The sequence below is a fragment of the Streptomyces sp. NPDC041970 genome (genome assembly GCF_055588985.1).
Genome location: NZ_JBVJCD010000031.1, coordinates 46,768 through 60,932 on the forward strand (window position 1 = coordinate 46,768; position 14,165 = coordinate 60,932).

Annotated in this window: 10 protein-coding genes and 3 pseudogenes; 6 read left to right on the forward strand and 7 right to left on the reverse strand. The window is 67.6% G+C overall.

Features of this window, described 5'->3' with window-relative positions:
• Window positions 1-3 precede the first annotated feature (3 nt).
• Window positions 4-534 (reverse strand): Lrp/AsnC family transcriptional regulator, encoded by a 531-nt coding sequence (locus ACZ6EJ_RS17075; RefSeq protein ID WP_469267906.1) that lies wholly within the window; start codon window positions 532-534, stop codon window positions 4-6.
• Between the two features lie 262 nt (window positions 535-796).
• Here ACZ6EJ_RS17075 and ACZ6EJ_RS17080 point away from each other — a divergent pair, with 262 nt between their 5' ends.
• Together ACZ6EJ_RS17080 and ACZ6EJ_RS17085 are read left to right on the forward strand one after the other, a co-directional pair.
• Complete coding sequence (locus ACZ6EJ_RS17080; RefSeq protein ID WP_469267907.1) at window positions 797-2,302, forward strand: FUSC family protein; 1,506 nt, start codon at window positions 797-799, stop codon at window positions 2,300-2,302.
• A gap of 500 nt (window positions 2,303-2,802) precedes the next feature.
• A pseudogene (locus tag ACZ6EJ_RS17085) lies at window positions 2,803-2,997 on the forward strand (IS5/IS1182 family transposase); the annotation flags it as partial.
• A 30-nt stretch (window positions 2,998-3,027) separates the two neighbouring features.
• Here ACZ6EJ_RS17085 and ACZ6EJ_RS17090 read toward each other — a convergent pair.
• The 3 genes from ACZ6EJ_RS17090 to ACZ6EJ_RS17100 all read right to left on the reverse strand — a co-directional run bounded on the left by ACZ6EJ_RS17090 (window position 3,028) and on the right by ACZ6EJ_RS17100 (window position 6,991).
• Window positions 3,028-4,239 (reverse strand): TfuA-like protein, encoded by a 1,212-nt coding sequence (locus ACZ6EJ_RS17090; RefSeq protein WP_469267909.1) that lies wholly within the window; start codon window positions 4,237-4,239, stop codon window positions 3,028-3,030.
• Between the two features lies 1 nt (window position 4,240).
• Window positions 4,241-5,494: a YcaO-like family protein gene (locus ACZ6EJ_RS17095; protein ID WP_469267910.1), complete on the reverse strand. Its 1,254-nt coding sequence runs from the start codon at window positions 5,492-5,494 to the stop codon at window positions 4,241-4,243.
• Between the two features lie 192 nt (window positions 5,495-5,686).
• Complete coding sequence (locus tag ACZ6EJ_RS17100) at window positions 5,687-6,991, reverse strand: hypothetical protein (protein ID WP_469267911.1); 1,305 nt, start codon at window positions 6,989-6,991, stop codon at window positions 5,687-5,689.
• Window positions 6,992-7,534: 543 nt separating this feature from the next.
• Here ACZ6EJ_RS17100 and ACZ6EJ_RS17105 point away from each other — a divergent pair.
• Both ACZ6EJ_RS17105 and ACZ6EJ_RS17110 read left to right on the forward strand, forming a co-directional pair.
• A pseudogene (locus tag ACZ6EJ_RS17105) lies at window positions 7,535-8,137 on the forward strand (FUSC family protein); the annotation flags it as partial.
• A 112-nt stretch (window positions 8,138-8,249) separates the two neighbouring features.
• A complete protein-coding gene (locus tag ACZ6EJ_RS17110; protein ID WP_469267912.1) occupies window positions 8,250-9,311 on the forward strand; it encodes a lactonase family protein in 1,062 nt (353 codons plus the stop codon).
• A 97-nt stretch (window positions 9,312-9,408) separates the two neighbouring features.
• Here ACZ6EJ_RS17110 and ACZ6EJ_RS17115 read toward each other — a convergent pair whose 3' ends face one another.
• From ACZ6EJ_RS17115 to ACZ6EJ_RS17125, 3 genes are all read right to left on the reverse strand, one after another.
• A complete protein-coding gene (locus ACZ6EJ_RS17115) occupies window positions 9,409-10,347 on the reverse strand; it encodes a sirohydrochlorin chelatase (protein WP_469267913.1) in 939 nt (312 codons plus the stop codon).
• Between the two features lie 458 nt (window positions 10,348-10,805).
• Window positions 10,806-11,483: a uracil-DNA glycosylase gene (locus tag ACZ6EJ_RS17120; RefSeq protein ID WP_469267914.1), complete on the reverse strand. Its 678-nt coding sequence runs from the start codon at window positions 11,481-11,483 to the stop codon at window positions 10,806-10,808.
• A gap of 44 nt (window positions 11,484-11,527) precedes the next feature.
• A complete protein-coding gene (locus ACZ6EJ_RS17125) occupies window positions 11,528-12,613 on the reverse strand; it encodes a WD40/YVTN/BNR-like repeat-containing protein (protein WP_469267915.1) in 1,086 nt (361 codons plus the stop codon).
• A gap of 140 nt (window positions 12,614-12,753) precedes the next feature.
• Between ACZ6EJ_RS17125 and ACZ6EJ_RS17130 the strand changes: the two genes are divergently transcribed.
• Together ACZ6EJ_RS17130 and ACZ6EJ_RS17135 are read left to right on the forward strand one after the other, a co-directional pair.
• Window positions 12,754-13,158 carry a hypothetical protein gene (locus ACZ6EJ_RS17130; protein WP_469267916.1) on the forward strand — a complete coding sequence of 135 codons (405 nt, stop codon included), beginning with the start codon at window positions 12,754-12,756 and terminating at the stop codon, window positions 13,156-13,158.
• A 423-nt stretch (window positions 13,159-13,581) separates the two neighbouring features.
• Window positions 13,582-14,067: pseudogene (locus tag ACZ6EJ_RS17135) on the forward strand (class I SAM-dependent methyltransferase); the annotation flags it as partial.
• Between the last annotated feature and the right edge of the window lie 98 nt (window positions 14,068-14,165).

Sequence of the window (14,165 nt, forward strand, 5' to 3'; positions counted from 1 at the left end):
CGGTCAGGCCGGGTCGCCCCCGGCCGGTTCGGCGGAGCGCGCCGGTCCGCTCCGCTCCCGGCCCCCCGCCGCCCGGCCCACGGACTCCACCAGGGGCAGCACCCGGTGCGCCACCCGCTCGCGCAGCGCCACGTCCGTCCGCGTCCTGACCACCCCCGGCAGTTGGATCAACCGCTGGATCACGTCCTCCAGGTGACCGTTGTCGCGGGCCACGACGCGGGTCAGCAGGTCGCCGCCGCCCGTCGTGGAGAACGCCTCGATGATCTCCGGCACGGCCGCCAGCGCGTCGCCCACCTCCACCAGGCGCCCCTGGGTGACCTCCAGGTGGACGAAGGCGAGCACCGGGTGGCCGAGGGCGGCGGGGGAGAGGGTCGGCCCGGTCCCGGTGATCACGCCGTCCCGCTCCAGCCGGTCCAGGCGGGCCTGCAACGTGCCGCGGGCCACGCCGAGGATGCGCGCGTACTCCCGCACGCTGGTGCGCGGCCGCTCGATCAGCAGGCGCAGGATGCGGGTGTCGAGCACGTCCACCGCCATGATCCGCGGGTCCTCTCCGTCGCGTCCGGTGCGGCCCCGACTGTATCCGGGGGCCGGATCACCCCGATGTCCGCCCCTGTGGTCCGTTGGCCTGCCGATGGTCGACCGTCTGCTCGATGTGCTGGGCCAATGGCCCACTGCGACCCGCTCCGGTTGATCCACGCGCCCACCGGGTGCTGTCATGGGGGTGTCGATGGCGCTGCGGATCTCCGCGGCGCCTTTTTCATGCGAGTGCCGCGGTGGACGCGGAAGGGGTGGAAACGTGCTGAAGAGGGTGTTCGTGGCCCCGGACCCCGGACGGGTGCGGCTGCGGTTCGCCGCGCGGGCCGTGCTGGGGATCACTCTCGCGGTCGTGCTGTGCGGCCTCGCGGGCCATCCGCTGGACGCCGCCGTCACCGGCGGCCTCGCGGCGCTGCTCGCCCTCTTCACCGTGAGCGACCCGACCGTGCGCGGACAGGCGGTCACCACCGCCCTGCTGCCGGTGGCCGGCCTGCCCGTGCTCGCCGTCGCCGCGACGCTGCACGGCCATCCCGTCGCCCGCGACCTCGCCTTCCTCGCCGTCATGGGCGCCGGCGTGTACGCCCGGCGGTGGGGGCCGCGCGGGCACGCGCTCGGCGTCTTCGCGTTCATGATGTTCTTCGCCGCCCAGTTCCTGCACACGGCGCCCGAGCGGCTGCCCGAGCTGTACGCCGCCGTCGCGCTGGCCCTCGCCGCCTCCTCCACCGTGCGGTTCGGCGTGTGGTGCTACGAGCGGCGGCTGCCCGCCGCGGTCCAGCCCGCGCCCCCCGAGGGCCGCGGGCTGGCCCGGATCACCACCCGGCAGGCCGTCCAGGCCACGCTGGGCGGGGCCTTCGCGCTGGGCCTCGGGCAGGTGCTGTCGGACCAGCGGTGGTACTGGGCGGTCGGCGCCACCTGGTGGGTCTTCGTGAACACGACCTCGCGCGGAGAGACCCTGGTCCGGGGGTTCCGGCGGGTCCTGGGGACCGTCGTCGGCATCGCCGCCGGGTTCGTCGTGGCCCTCCCCCTCGACGGCGCGGGGGCCCCGACCGCGGCCGTCGTCGCGGTGTGCGTCTTCGGGATCTTCTATACAGCCGCGGTGTCGTATTCCTGGATGATGTTCGCCGTCACGTTGATGATCTCGCTCCTCTACGGCCTGCTGGGGGTGCTGAACCCGGAACTGCTCCTCCTGCGGTTGGCGGAGACCGGGATCGGGGCGCTCGGGGCGGCCCTCGCGGTGCTGCTGGTGCTCCCCGTGACCACGCACGCGACGACCCATGCGTGGATCCAGCGCGCACTGGGCTGCGTTCACGAGTGCACCGCCCAGGCCGCTGCGCGGCTCGCCGGTACCCCGGATACGGACCCGGAGCCCCACATCGCCGAGCTCGAAATGCTGCTGGGGCGCGTACGGCTCTCCCTCGCGCCCCTGGTCCACCCGCTCAACCCACTGCGCGCCCGCAAGGCGCGCGCCCGCAGGGTCCTGGCTCTCCTCGACGACTGCGCCCGCGAGGTCCGCGGCCTGGCTCTCGTCGCCGCCGACCCGGACGCCTCGCACGACGACCGCCTCACGGCCGCCTGCTGGCGGGTCCGGTCCGCGGTCGAGGTCCTCACCTCGCCCCGGCCCGGCGCGATCCCGGCCGCACCCGCCCACGCCCACCGCTCCACCGCGGCACATCCCGCCCTGACCCACCTCCACGACCTGGAACGCGCCCTCGCCGAACTCGTGAGCCCGCTCAGCCACGCCCCGTACACGGCGTCGGTGAACACCTGAGGTTCGCAGTCGTACGTGGTGGCCGAGTGCAGCTCATCGTCGCCGACAAAGCCCGCCACCGAGGGTGGAAGACGGCGTGGTGGTGTGCTGTCGCCGCAGCGTACGCCGGCCGACGTACCCGATCGGGGACGAGACCAGTGCGGACGAAGAGGTGGAGAGGACCTCTGACACGTGTTCCCGGCCAAGGGCGCGGTACTGGAGCAAGTCATGGGGCGAGCTGAAAGAGGGCAGTCGGCTTCGGTCTTCGCCTATCAATCCTGTGGGACCGCCACCTCTGGCCGGACTCCCACGGGAGAACCTCTGCCGGCTCCTGGACGCTGCTGGTCACGGGCCGGTCATGAGCCCCGCTGTTGGCGGCGTATGGCGGTAGCAGGTCGGATCGTGACAGGCCGGGCGCGAGTCGAGGCGCTGAATGAAAGCTCGCAACAGCACGAGACGCCATCGGGCACGCTGGTCGGACGGAACACCCCCGCGTCGGCGGGGAGAACGGGCAGACGTCATACCACCACCGCGAACAGCCCGAGCACTACCAGCAGTTCAACCGCGACCACGTACGACTCAGAGCCCGCGGCGGACGCGCCTTCGCCCAGCGGAAGACCTGGCGGATCTTCCACCGAGCCAGATGCTTCACCCGCGGCATCGGCACCATCGTCCAAGCCGTCCCCATACTGCCGACCTGCGACTACTTAGGATGAAAGAGGCTCAGTAACACCGAATGCGGGATTTCACCTGTCAACACGAGGTGGAATCGAGTCGGCAGATACAGATTGAGCACGGGCTTTGACAAGACAAGCATTTTCTATCCATCGCATTGGAATGGCGTCAAATATTTTCCCTGAATTACAGTCTGAAATCAAGGAGGACCATCCGTCGTACCCATGCGATATGGCTATCTCCTCCCTCACCTTCTGTTGCACGGAAAAAGCAACCGGAATCTCTTTGTGTGAACTATCGTGATAAAGTTTTTTGGCAGCTATCCAGACCATTACTTCCGTCTCGAGCTCTCCCAGAAATCTCATTTCATCTACAATCCGCGCAGCGGCATCCTCGACATTGCTAAGCATTTCCTTAATAGCAATAGCGAGAATTTCACGCAAGGACTCTGGGGTGCTATCGAGCCCTTTACCCTGACTGAAGGCGGTGGATGTAACGACGAGCGGCCATATGTACTTCTGATAGCGCCCTGTACCGAAAATCCAGTAGAGAAGCTCTTTGCTTATGCTTTCTACAGCCTCTCCCCCTAGAGGATCATATCCAGCATAACGGGGTTTTCGAGGCAGTAATTCGAAGCCTTTGGTAACTGAAAGGTCTGGAACACTGCCAATGAATCGTACAGCCCGGAAAGCATCCAACTTCTTTATATCGACATTCACGCATACTCTTGCCAGGTTTCCGTCCGGATCGGTTATATTCGCTCTGCGTAGCATCAAAGGCCACAATCTATCAGGGTAAAACATTCCTTTCGCAACTTTTACTAGGTTTATCGCCTCATTCTTCGTTATTAGTCCACGCCCCCGAAGAATCACTGAGGCCGCATGAACATTGATCAGCGCCACACTTACGGCACGGTGATGATTTTCCGGGTCAGTAGCCACAGCCACTAAGTCATCAGTGGTAGCGACACCTGATCGATACATCCGATAAATCGCTCCGATACCACGTACACCCGCCGGCCAGCACTCTGCAGCACGTATGGCTCCCATGCTCGACGCCCCAAAAACTCTTGTTCCGCTACGCGAAACATCTACCACCTCACGCGGAGAGACAGCAAGGCTGTGCGAGAAGGCCCCGTCTATAATGAGAATCTTTGTTGCCCCCGCTTCCCTGGCTGCGTACAAGTCCCCACGTGCAATTGGAGCTAGAACGGTGGCTCGAGGAAGTAGAGAGTGAATCTCATCAGCAGCTATGGAGGGGCCTGAAAAGACAATGGTAGACATACTACATCACCGTCCTCATAATTCGATTAGTCGGAGCTTTGGAGGTGTCGCCATAAGGCGCAGCGAGTCCAGGTACAAGGATGCGAACAACAGGGACACCCAGATCTTCACGGCTCAACTTCACAACCAAGCATTCACGATGGCCGGCATTCTCCAAATGCCGAATCACCTCCGTTATGTTCGATCTAATGCAACGGCCCTCCCATATTTCAGGGTCAAAACTTTCGTGCGCCTCCGCATAGTACAAATAGGCAAGCCTACGCAGCGTTGCAGACCTTAAAGGTGAAGAATCCAATCCTTCGAATTCGTCTCGTGCCCCTACTGTGAAAACTGTATGGGCTTGACATGCTTCTGTAACGGACCGCAGCGCCGCACGAACGGAATTCAAATCGGATCCATAGCCCACAAAAGTAATCGCCTGCCCTTCGTAACCCATAAAGTTCGAGTCCACCAAGGTGCAGCGATACACAGGAATGCCCACAATATTGGTAATATTGTCAATGCGAACGCCGACTCCTTTACCGTGAAGGGAAACGATGAGAGATCTCAACACTCCTTCCGGTATAGTGTCCAGTTTTATTAGACGCAAAGGACGGGGCGTAGACGATTCATAGTCATAATGACTGCTGTAGAAATTCTCTTCAGCAGCGGCATCGCGTTCAATGACCTCATACAATGCATGAAGGACAGCCTCAGAATAAGTGTTCCCTGAAGCAAGCCCATTGGTTTCTGGCCCCACGGCCATTCCTTCTCGCCCAGGACTGATGGCCAAGTCGACTGGCACCAGGCGATAATTGTCGTTTATAAGGTCATATGCGCCGGTCCATGAGAAGATTTTTTCAGGATCGAATTCACTGTTAATGGGTAAGTTGAAAATCTTGGGATCAACTGCGCCTACTTCTTCTAGTTCTTGGTATGTCCCCCTTAGCGCGTATCGCTCTTCCACCTTCTCCGCAGACACTCGCTCTATCGCTTCCATAACTGCACTTAATTTAGCCGCCAAGTCGGTGGAACCTTTACCGGCGTGCACCGTCAAGTCGCAGGCGGTGGGGGTGACCGCTGCCCAAACAGGAGACCCGATATAGTCTATTGGAGTTGCTTCATACACCCTTGTAATAGGCACTCTAGGCACTATGGGGCGGATCCACTCCCAAGTTTCTTCTAGTTCTTTGGCATGACCTTCTTCGGTTACTGCGTAACCATGGGTTAGGTGTGCCGGCCTCAGGGATGTATAAGATTTTGCCATCTCAGTCATTCCGGAACCTCCTGAGTATGTTGTTCTTCTGCTGGTTTAAGGGTGGTGGCCCCCTGACTTGAGGCGAAGGCCGATGAGTCACTACGGGTGGATCGGCTTGTCCATCTGGTCCCTCATCGTGGCCCCGACTGGAGTCTGGTCGAACAGATCGAACCGAAGGCTGACAAGCGGTATCTGAAGTCAAGACGTGGTCTATCGGGCGGGAGGAGGAAAATTCCGATAAGGCGCGTCCTTAATGGTAGCCAGGGGCGGCTCAATTTCATTCAGTTTCGCGATGTGATACGCAAGCCATGGTTGCACTTTAGAACCGATTCTCTTTGCTGTCCTTGCTGCGGCATCTGCTGCAGAAACGGAAAGAGGATCATTCTTCAATGAAAGTAGGTAATGATTCAAGGACGCATCGGGCTGACCCAACAGCTCGTAACAATGACCAACCATGAAGTGGAGTAAAGCTCCACCCGGCGGCGTAAGTCGTGATGCCTCTATGTAGCACTTGAGAGCCTCTTCTGGTTCGTCTCGCTCCAAGTGGACTTCGCCACAGTTGTTCCAAGAGCGTGCATCATAAATTCCTGCATCACGATGTGCATGGGCTCGTTGAAGTGCGAGATCGTATTCCTTAGTCCACAAAGCTTCCTTGATGCGGCTTTCTCGAACTGACCAGATTATTTCCTCGGAATAAGCTTGTCCAATCGGGCTGCCGTCATTGATGGCCGCTTGCTCGGCGTACTCTTGTGAAAGATCCATTTCCAGTCTGGTGCCCTCTTTGTCCCGTTTCATTTGGGGAATAAATGCTCCCACCCGGTGCAACCGGCTTGCAGCCATGAGGTAATCTTGCCGATCGAGATCCGGCTTCAGTTCGTTGACTTCACGAGTGTGGATGTTCTGCCACCCCTCAGCTTCGTCGAGTGCACCTCTGTGCTTAACGTTCTGCATTACCAGCTGATATAGCGCAGCCAGTCGCCATTGCCCCTTCGGGGCATTATTCGCTATGTACTGGAAAGCGCTCAGGTCGTAGGTAGAATCCAGTCCTTCGAGGGCCATGCGATATCCGGCATATGAACGGAGCCAGGCCAGCCCTGCGTAGCTCTCACTTTCGTGAGAACGCAGATAAATCTCCCGAGGGAGGATCTCTGCTAAAGTCTGAAAAAATCCCATCTTATTGAGAAGGCGAGCGGCTCTCACTCGATGGCCTGGAGGCAAACTGTCGAAATTCTCGATATGATGGCAAAGTGTATTCCAATCCTCAGTGCGGAGCGCCGCAGGAAGGTCCAGAGGATTTTCTACATCATATTCTTCCAAGCCGGATCCGAGGAACAGCTCATACCTGAATGATGGATTCATTGTTTGCCAAAGAACTGGGTGATCGCGCTCTTCTACTAGTGCTAGCCGGTCTACGTCCAGGGCAACTGTGTACGCAGCCGCCTCACCGGGCAACGGGCCTAGGTCAACGAAGGGGCGGTGCAGCCAAGTGCCAAAAGTCATTCCTGCCTTCATCATGATCGATCTCCCATTGCAAGAAGTAGTTGATTCCTGGAGTTGATGTCGACACCGGAAAAACAGGCGCCGACATCAACTTTTGAACTTAAGGGCGTATGCCCTTATGTGCTCTCATCATGCACAGGTCCTGATGGGAGTCTTGAGACTCTTGGTCTGGAACTTCGGAGTGCGCTTCATCTTAACCTCCTCACGATTTCGGAGAATTGCCACCTCTGGGTAGCTTAATCAGCCTTCCTGCTACTCGTGCACCTGTCAAGTCATACCTAAAGGTCAACTTTTGATGATCGCTTGATTCGGCCAAGATCGCGGTAAGGTGTATTTGTTGATCTAGATTAATGGCACAGGTAAGATCTATTTAAGTTATTTTCTTGGCACGGCGCAAGTCTGCCGCATGTTTTTGGCTAAAAATACGCGGCGGAAGATCGTGAATTTCGATAGATCATGGCATTGAAAAGATCGCTATCCCATTGATCGGAAACTGATTGATCGGAAACTGAGCCTCTTTCATTCTAAATAGTTGCGGGTCAGCAGTATGCGGACGGCTTGGACGATGGGGCCGATGCCTTGCGCGTCGCGGAGACGGCCGTGGGGTCGCTCGGCGCGGCCCTCGCCGTGCTGCTGGTCCTGCCCGTCACGACCCACGCCGTCACCGACGCGTGGGTCCAGAAGGCCCTGCGGTGCGTGCACGCCTGCACCGCCGAGACCGTCGACCGCCTCGCCGGCCGGGCGCTCGCCGACCCCGGCCCGCGCGTCGCGGAGCTGGAGGTGCTGCTCGGCCGGGTCCGGCTCTCGCCCGCGCCGCTCGTCCACCCCCTGAGCCCGCTGGCGGCGCGCAAGGAGCGGGCCCGGCAGGTGCTCGCGCCGCTCGACGACTGCGTACGGGAGGTGCGCGGCCTCGCCTCCATCGCCGCCGGCCCCGACGCCTCGCACGACGCCCGCCTCTCCGCCGCCTGCGCCCGCGTCGAGGCGGCCGTCGAGGCGCTCACCCGGCCGGGCGGGCCGCACCGCCGCACCTGGCGCCCGGCCGAGCTGCCCGCCGCCGCCGACCCCGCACTCGCCCACCTCCACGGTCTGGAGCACGCGCTGGCCGCCCTGGCCGCACCGCTCGGCGGGCCGGGCGGCCGGGCGACGGCCGCCCGCGCCTGACCCCGCCGGGCCACGACCCGGTGGCCTTCCCGCCGTGTCTTGGTCTAGACCGCGAGGGTCCCTGCTACCGTCGCCCCGGAAGATCACGGCGACGGTGAAGTGGGGTAGTGCGATGAGTGGCGACAGCGCCGGGCGGGCATTCGTGGGGTCGTTCACCACGGCGGGCGGCTGGGGGGTCACCGCCGCCGCCGTGGACCGGAGCACCGGCGCGCTCACCGTGCTCGGGTCCACCGACGCCGTGCCCGACCCCTCGTTCCTCGCGCTCGGGCCCGCGACCGCCGCCCCCACCCTGTACGCGGTCGGCGAGAGCACGCCGGGCGTCGCCGCCGCCTTCGACGTCAGCGGCGAGACGCCGGTCCTCCTGGGCCCGGCCCGGCCCGTCGGCGCCGACGGCCCCACCCACCTCGCGCTCGCCGCCGACCACGTGGTCACCGCCAACTACGGCTCCGGCAGCGTCACCGCCCTCCCCGTCCTCGCCGACGGATCGCTCGGCGAGGCGACCTCCGTGCTCCAGCACGAGGGCTCCGGCCCGGACCCCGAGCGCCAGGAGGGGCCCCACGCCCACCAGGTGCTCGCCGACCCCTCCGGGAACTGGGTCGTCAGCGTGGACCTCGGCACCGACTCGGTGCACGTCTGCGCCCTCGACCCCGCCACCGGCGTCCTGAGCCCGCACGGCGAGACCGCGCTGCGCCCCGGCACCGGGCCGCGCCACCTCGCCTTCCACCCCGGCGGCCGCCTCGCCTACGTCCTGGGCGAGTTGGAGCCGACCCTCACGATCTGCCGCTGGGACGCGGTCGAGGGCCGCTTCGACGTCCTCCGGACGACGCCGGTCCTGCCCGAGCACGAGCCCGCCGAGGACGAGGAGCGCACGTACCCGTCCGAGGTGGTCGTCGCGCACGACGGGCGCTTCCTGTGGACGGCCAACCGGGGCCACGACAGCATCTCCGTGCTGACCCTCGACGAGACCGGCGAGAACGCCGCCCTGGCGGCCACCGTCGGCTGCGGCGGACACTGGCCCCGCGACCTCACCCTCGACCCGAGCGGCCAGTGGCTGTACGCGGCCAACGAACGCTCCGGCAACGTCAGTTGGTTCGCCGTGGACGCCGAGACGGGCGTGCCGCGGCACGCGGGCTCCATCGACGTCCCGGCGGCCTCCTGCGTCGTCCTCGCCTGACACGCCCCGCACAGCGCGGCGGGCCCGGAGCGAGGAAGTCCTCGGTCCGGGCCCGCCGCGCTGTGCGAGCTCCCCAGCCGCGCGGGGCGGCGGCCGGTCAGCGCACCGGAGCGCCCTGGGCCCCCTGCGGGGTCGCGGGCGTGATGCCCAGCGTCGTGGCGTACAGGGAGAGCACGAGCTTGCCGATGGCCGGGTAGGCCCCCAGCGGCTCGGCCGTCGCGCACCCCGCCTCCTTCGCGGCGGCCTCCAGCAGACCGGGGTCGATCTCCGGGCCCACCAGGTAGGGCGCCAGCGCGAGCTGCCCCGAACCGGAGCTCTGCAACTGCTCCGCGACCGAGGCCACCGAGCCGTCCACGTCCAGCGCCGCGGCCATCACCGGCACGGCGAGCCGGGCGGCCAGCAGCATCCCCGTGATCCCGGCCGCCCGCACGGCCTCCTCGCCGCCCACGGTGGCCAGCACGATGCCGTCGGCGGCGGTCGTGACGGTGAACAGCCTGGCACGGTCGGCGCGGGCCAGGCCGGCCTCCGAGAGGCGGACGTGCAGCGCCTCGGCGAGCAGCGGGTGCGGGCCGAGCACGTCGGTCAGCTCGACCTGCGTGCCGCTGTCCATCACGGCCTGCCGTATCCGCCGGATCAGCGCGCTGTCGGGCCCGGCGAGGAGCGGGACGACGACCGCGGCCGGTCCCGACGGCTCGGCGACCTCGCGCCCGAGGGCGACGGCCCGCTCGTAGCGCGCGACGCGCTCGGCGGCGGTCCGGGCGAGGACGGAGGCGAGGGCCGGGTACGCGGCGTCGTCGGCCTCGCCGTCGAGGTAGCCGATGCGGGCGTCGAGGCCGGGCAGCTCGGCACGGGCGATGCTGATCACCTCTTCGGCCAGGTTGCGCGTGGCCGGGGAGGGGGTACCGGGGACGACGAGGACCAGCGCCGCGGCGCCCTCGGGCGCGACCACCGGCTCTGGGCGGCGGTGCCGTCCGGACTGGCGAGGTCGCGGCATTCGTACAGGCAGGCCGGAAGCGGGCCCAGTGGGGGTGCTCATGGCGCGGAATGCTACTGGTTTTGCCCGCCGCCCCGTTCGGGGAGGGCCCAATCGAGCGTTAACTATCCGCTTATGTCCGATGAGTGGCCTACCGCCCGAGTGTCCCTGTCTGTCGGCTGGTCGTCGTCGTCCGAACTCGTCGTCTTTCGCCCCGATCCGTCCGTCCGTTCGTACGTCTTGTCGCGCCGACGACCGGATTCCCGCCCCCGTCCCGCGCGCTCCGGACGCCCGCCGCGGGCGCGAACGGCGTCGTCGGACGGCGCGGCAGCCGCGGACCCCCGCGGCGGGGGCGCGGGGGTCCACGGCGCACCGGTCAGCGGGCTGCCGGCCGCCGCCCCCGCTCGAACGCCTCCGCCCGAAGCGCTCTCCCGCCGCCCCCGCTCGAACGCCTCCGCCCGAAGCGCTCTCCCGCCGCCTCGGGCCCCCGGAGCGTCCCGGAGGCCGGTGCGGCGGGGGCGTCACGGGAGGCGCCAGTCCACCGGTCGGGCCCCCTGGCGCTCCAGCAGCTCGTTGACGCGGCTGAACGGGCGCGAGCCGAAGAACCCCCGGTCCGCGGACATGGGGGAGGGGTGCGAGGACTCGATCGCCGGGTAGTCGCCCAACTGCGGGCGCAGGTTGCGGGCGTCGCGCCCCCACAGGACCGAGACCAGCGGCGTGCCTCTGGCCACGAGGGCCCGGATGGCCTGCTCGGTCACCTCTTCCCAGCCCTTGCCCCGGTGCGCGGCGGGCCGCCGGGGCGCGGTGGTCAGCGCGCGGTTCAGCAGCAGCACCCCCTGCCGCGTCCACGGCGTGAGATCGCCGTTGGACGGCCTCGGCAGCCCCAGGTCCGCCTGCAGTTCGCGGAAGATGTTCTCCAGGCTGCCCGGCAGCGGCCGGACGTCCGGGGCCACGGCGAAACTCAGCCCGATCGCGTGCCCCGGCGTGGGATACGGGTCCTGGCCCACGACGAGCACCCGCACCTCCTCGAACGGCTGCTGGAACGCCCGCAGTACATGGGCCCCCGCGGGGAGGTACGTGCGCCCTGCGGCGATCTCCGCCCGGAGGAAGTCGCCCATCGCGGCGATGCGTTCGGCGACGGGTTCGAGGGCGTCGGCCCACCCCGGCTCGATGATCTCTTTCAACGGTCGTGCTGCCACGGCCCGCACTCTACTGGTGGCGCCGGCGCACCCGTGAACCGCCGTCAGTCCAGCACGGCCGCCCGTACGCACAGGACGTCCGGCAGATGCGAGGCGAGCTGCCGCCAACTGTCCCCGTCGTCCGCGCTCGCGTACAACTCGCCGTTGCGGTTGCCGAAGTAGACCCCGGCGGGATCGGCGTCGTCGGTGCACAGGGCGTCCCGCAGCACCGTGCCGTAGTGCGCGCCGTCCGGCAGTCCCGCGGTGAGCGGCTCCCAGGTGGACCCCGCGTCGGCCGTCCTGAAGACCCGGCAGCGGTGCCCCGCCGGGACCCGGTCGACGTCGGCGTTGATCGGGAAGACGTACGCCGTGGACCCCCGGTGCGGGTGCGCGGCGACGGCGAAGCCGAAGTCGGAGGGCAGGCCCGCTCCGATGTCGCGCCAGTGCCCGCCGGAGTCGTCGCTGCGGAAGACGCCCCAGTGGTTCTGGAGGTAGAGCCGGTCCGGGTCGGCGGCGTCGCGGGTGACCTTGTGGACGCACTGGCCGAACTCCGGGTCGGGGTCCGGGAGGAACACCGCCGAGACGCCCTTGTTGGACGGGGCCCAGCTCGCTCCGCCGTCCTTCGTCCGGAACACGCCCGCGGCCGAGACGGCGACGGTGACCGCCGACGCGTCCCTCGGGTCGGTCAGGACGGTGTGCAGCCCCTCGCCCCCGCCGCCCGGCTGCCACCGCGACCGGGTCGGGTGCTCCCAGAGCGGACGCACCAGCTCGAAGGATTCGCCCCGGTCCGCCGAGCGGAACAACGCGGCGGGCTCCGTCCCCGCGTAGACCACGTCCGGCGCCTCGGGGCCGGCCGGGTGCAACTGCCAGACGCGCTCCAGCGACGCCCCGGTGAACCGGGGGAACCTCACCGCCGGCTCCCGCGGCTCGACCCAGGTCCCGCCCAGGTCGTCGGAGTGGAAGACGGACGGCCCCCAGTGCGCGCTGTCCCCGCCCGCCAGGATCCGCGGCGTCGTCCCGCGGGTGTCGACGGCGACCGAGTAGACCGCCTGCGCGGTGAAGTGCGGGCCGGTGAACTCCCAGGCGCCGCCGCGCCCGCGGCCGATGAAGAGACCCTTGCGGGTGCCCACGGTGAGCAGTACGTCGGTCATGGTCGGAAAACCTCCCGATACGCCGTTGTGCCGGAACGGTCCCAGTCTGCACCTGGCCGCCGACAGCGGCCCGCGCGCCGCCCCGGCGGCTGTCATGATGGCGGCGGCCGGATCACGGCGGCGGACACGAGGAGACGGCGATGGGCAGCGGGATCACGGACGCCGAGGGCCGCGAGGCGGCGGCGGAGGTCGCCGCGGAAGAGGCGGGCCAGGCCCCCCGCGTCACCGTCCGGCTGTCGTCCCCGGTCGGCCCCCTCGCCTGGTCCTGCTCCCCCGAGGCGGCGCGGGAACTGGCCGCCTCGCTCCTCCGGGCGGCCGAGGAGGCCGAGAGCGCCGCCGGGGACGAGCCCGTCACCGTCCGGGCGGGCGAGCTGCGCTGCGGCGACGTACGGGACGGCGCACGGGCCATGGCCGTGGAGGGGGTGCGGTCCGACGGCTCCGCCGTCCACGTCACCTGGAAGTCCCCGGCCGGCCGCGTCTGGACCCAGGCGTACGACACGGACGCCGCCGTCACCCTCAAGCGTCGGCAGCCCACCGGCCGTTGAGCCCCCGTGTCACCCGTCGCGTCGCGACCGTCCGGCAGGCGGACCCCGGTCGCACCGGACCGGACGCCTGCGACGCCGTGCGTCAGCGCCCGGTCTCGTGCCACTTCCGCCTCGGCGGGAGCGACCCCGCCCGCTCCGCGGCCCCCACCGGGGGCGTCCGGCCGTCCGCGTCGGACCCTCCGGCCCAACTGGCCGCTCCCGCGCCGGAGTCCAGGCACGCCGGCGGGCCGCGCCCCCTTCCCCGCCGCGTCGGACGACCACGTCTGCGTCAGCCGGCTCCCCGCGGCGCCGCGAGCCACCGCACCCGGCGCGGACGCCGACGACTGAACCGGGCACGAGCCGCACGCGGGAGCCCGGAGCGGTCCCGTGCGCGGACCGGCGGATGCGCCCCGCAGGGCGCGCCGCGTCGGTAGGGTGGTCCCGATGTCCACCGACCAGGGCCCCACCGTGCGCGAACTCGCCGTCCAGGCGCTCTCCTCGACCGAGCGCGGCTACGACCTCCTCGCCCCCAAGTTCGACCGGACCCCCTACCGCACACCGGACGCCGTGCTCGACGCCGTCGCACGGGCGCTGCGCCCGCTGGGCCCCTTCGGCGCCGGACTAGACGTGTGCTGCGGCACCGGGGCGGGGGTCGGCGTGCTGCGCCAGGTGTGCCGGGAGCGGGTGACCGGGGTCGATTTCAGCGCGGGGATGCTGGCCGAGGCCCGAACCGCGTTCCCGTCCGGAGGCGAGGGCCCGGCCGTGGACTGGGTGCGGGCCGACGCTCGCGCCCTGCCCTTCGCGCCCGCCTTCGACCTGGCCCTGAGCCTCGGCGCGTTCGGCCACTTCCTGCCCTCCGAACGCTTCGGCCTCTTCGCCGAGGTGTACGGATCGCTCCGGCCTGGCGGGAGTTTCGTCTTCCCGCTCGGCGGGGGGGGGGGGGGGGGGGGGGGGGGGGGGGGGGGGGGGGGCGGGGGGGGGGGGGGGGAGGGGGGGGGGGGGGGGGGGGGTGGTTGTGGGGGGGGGGA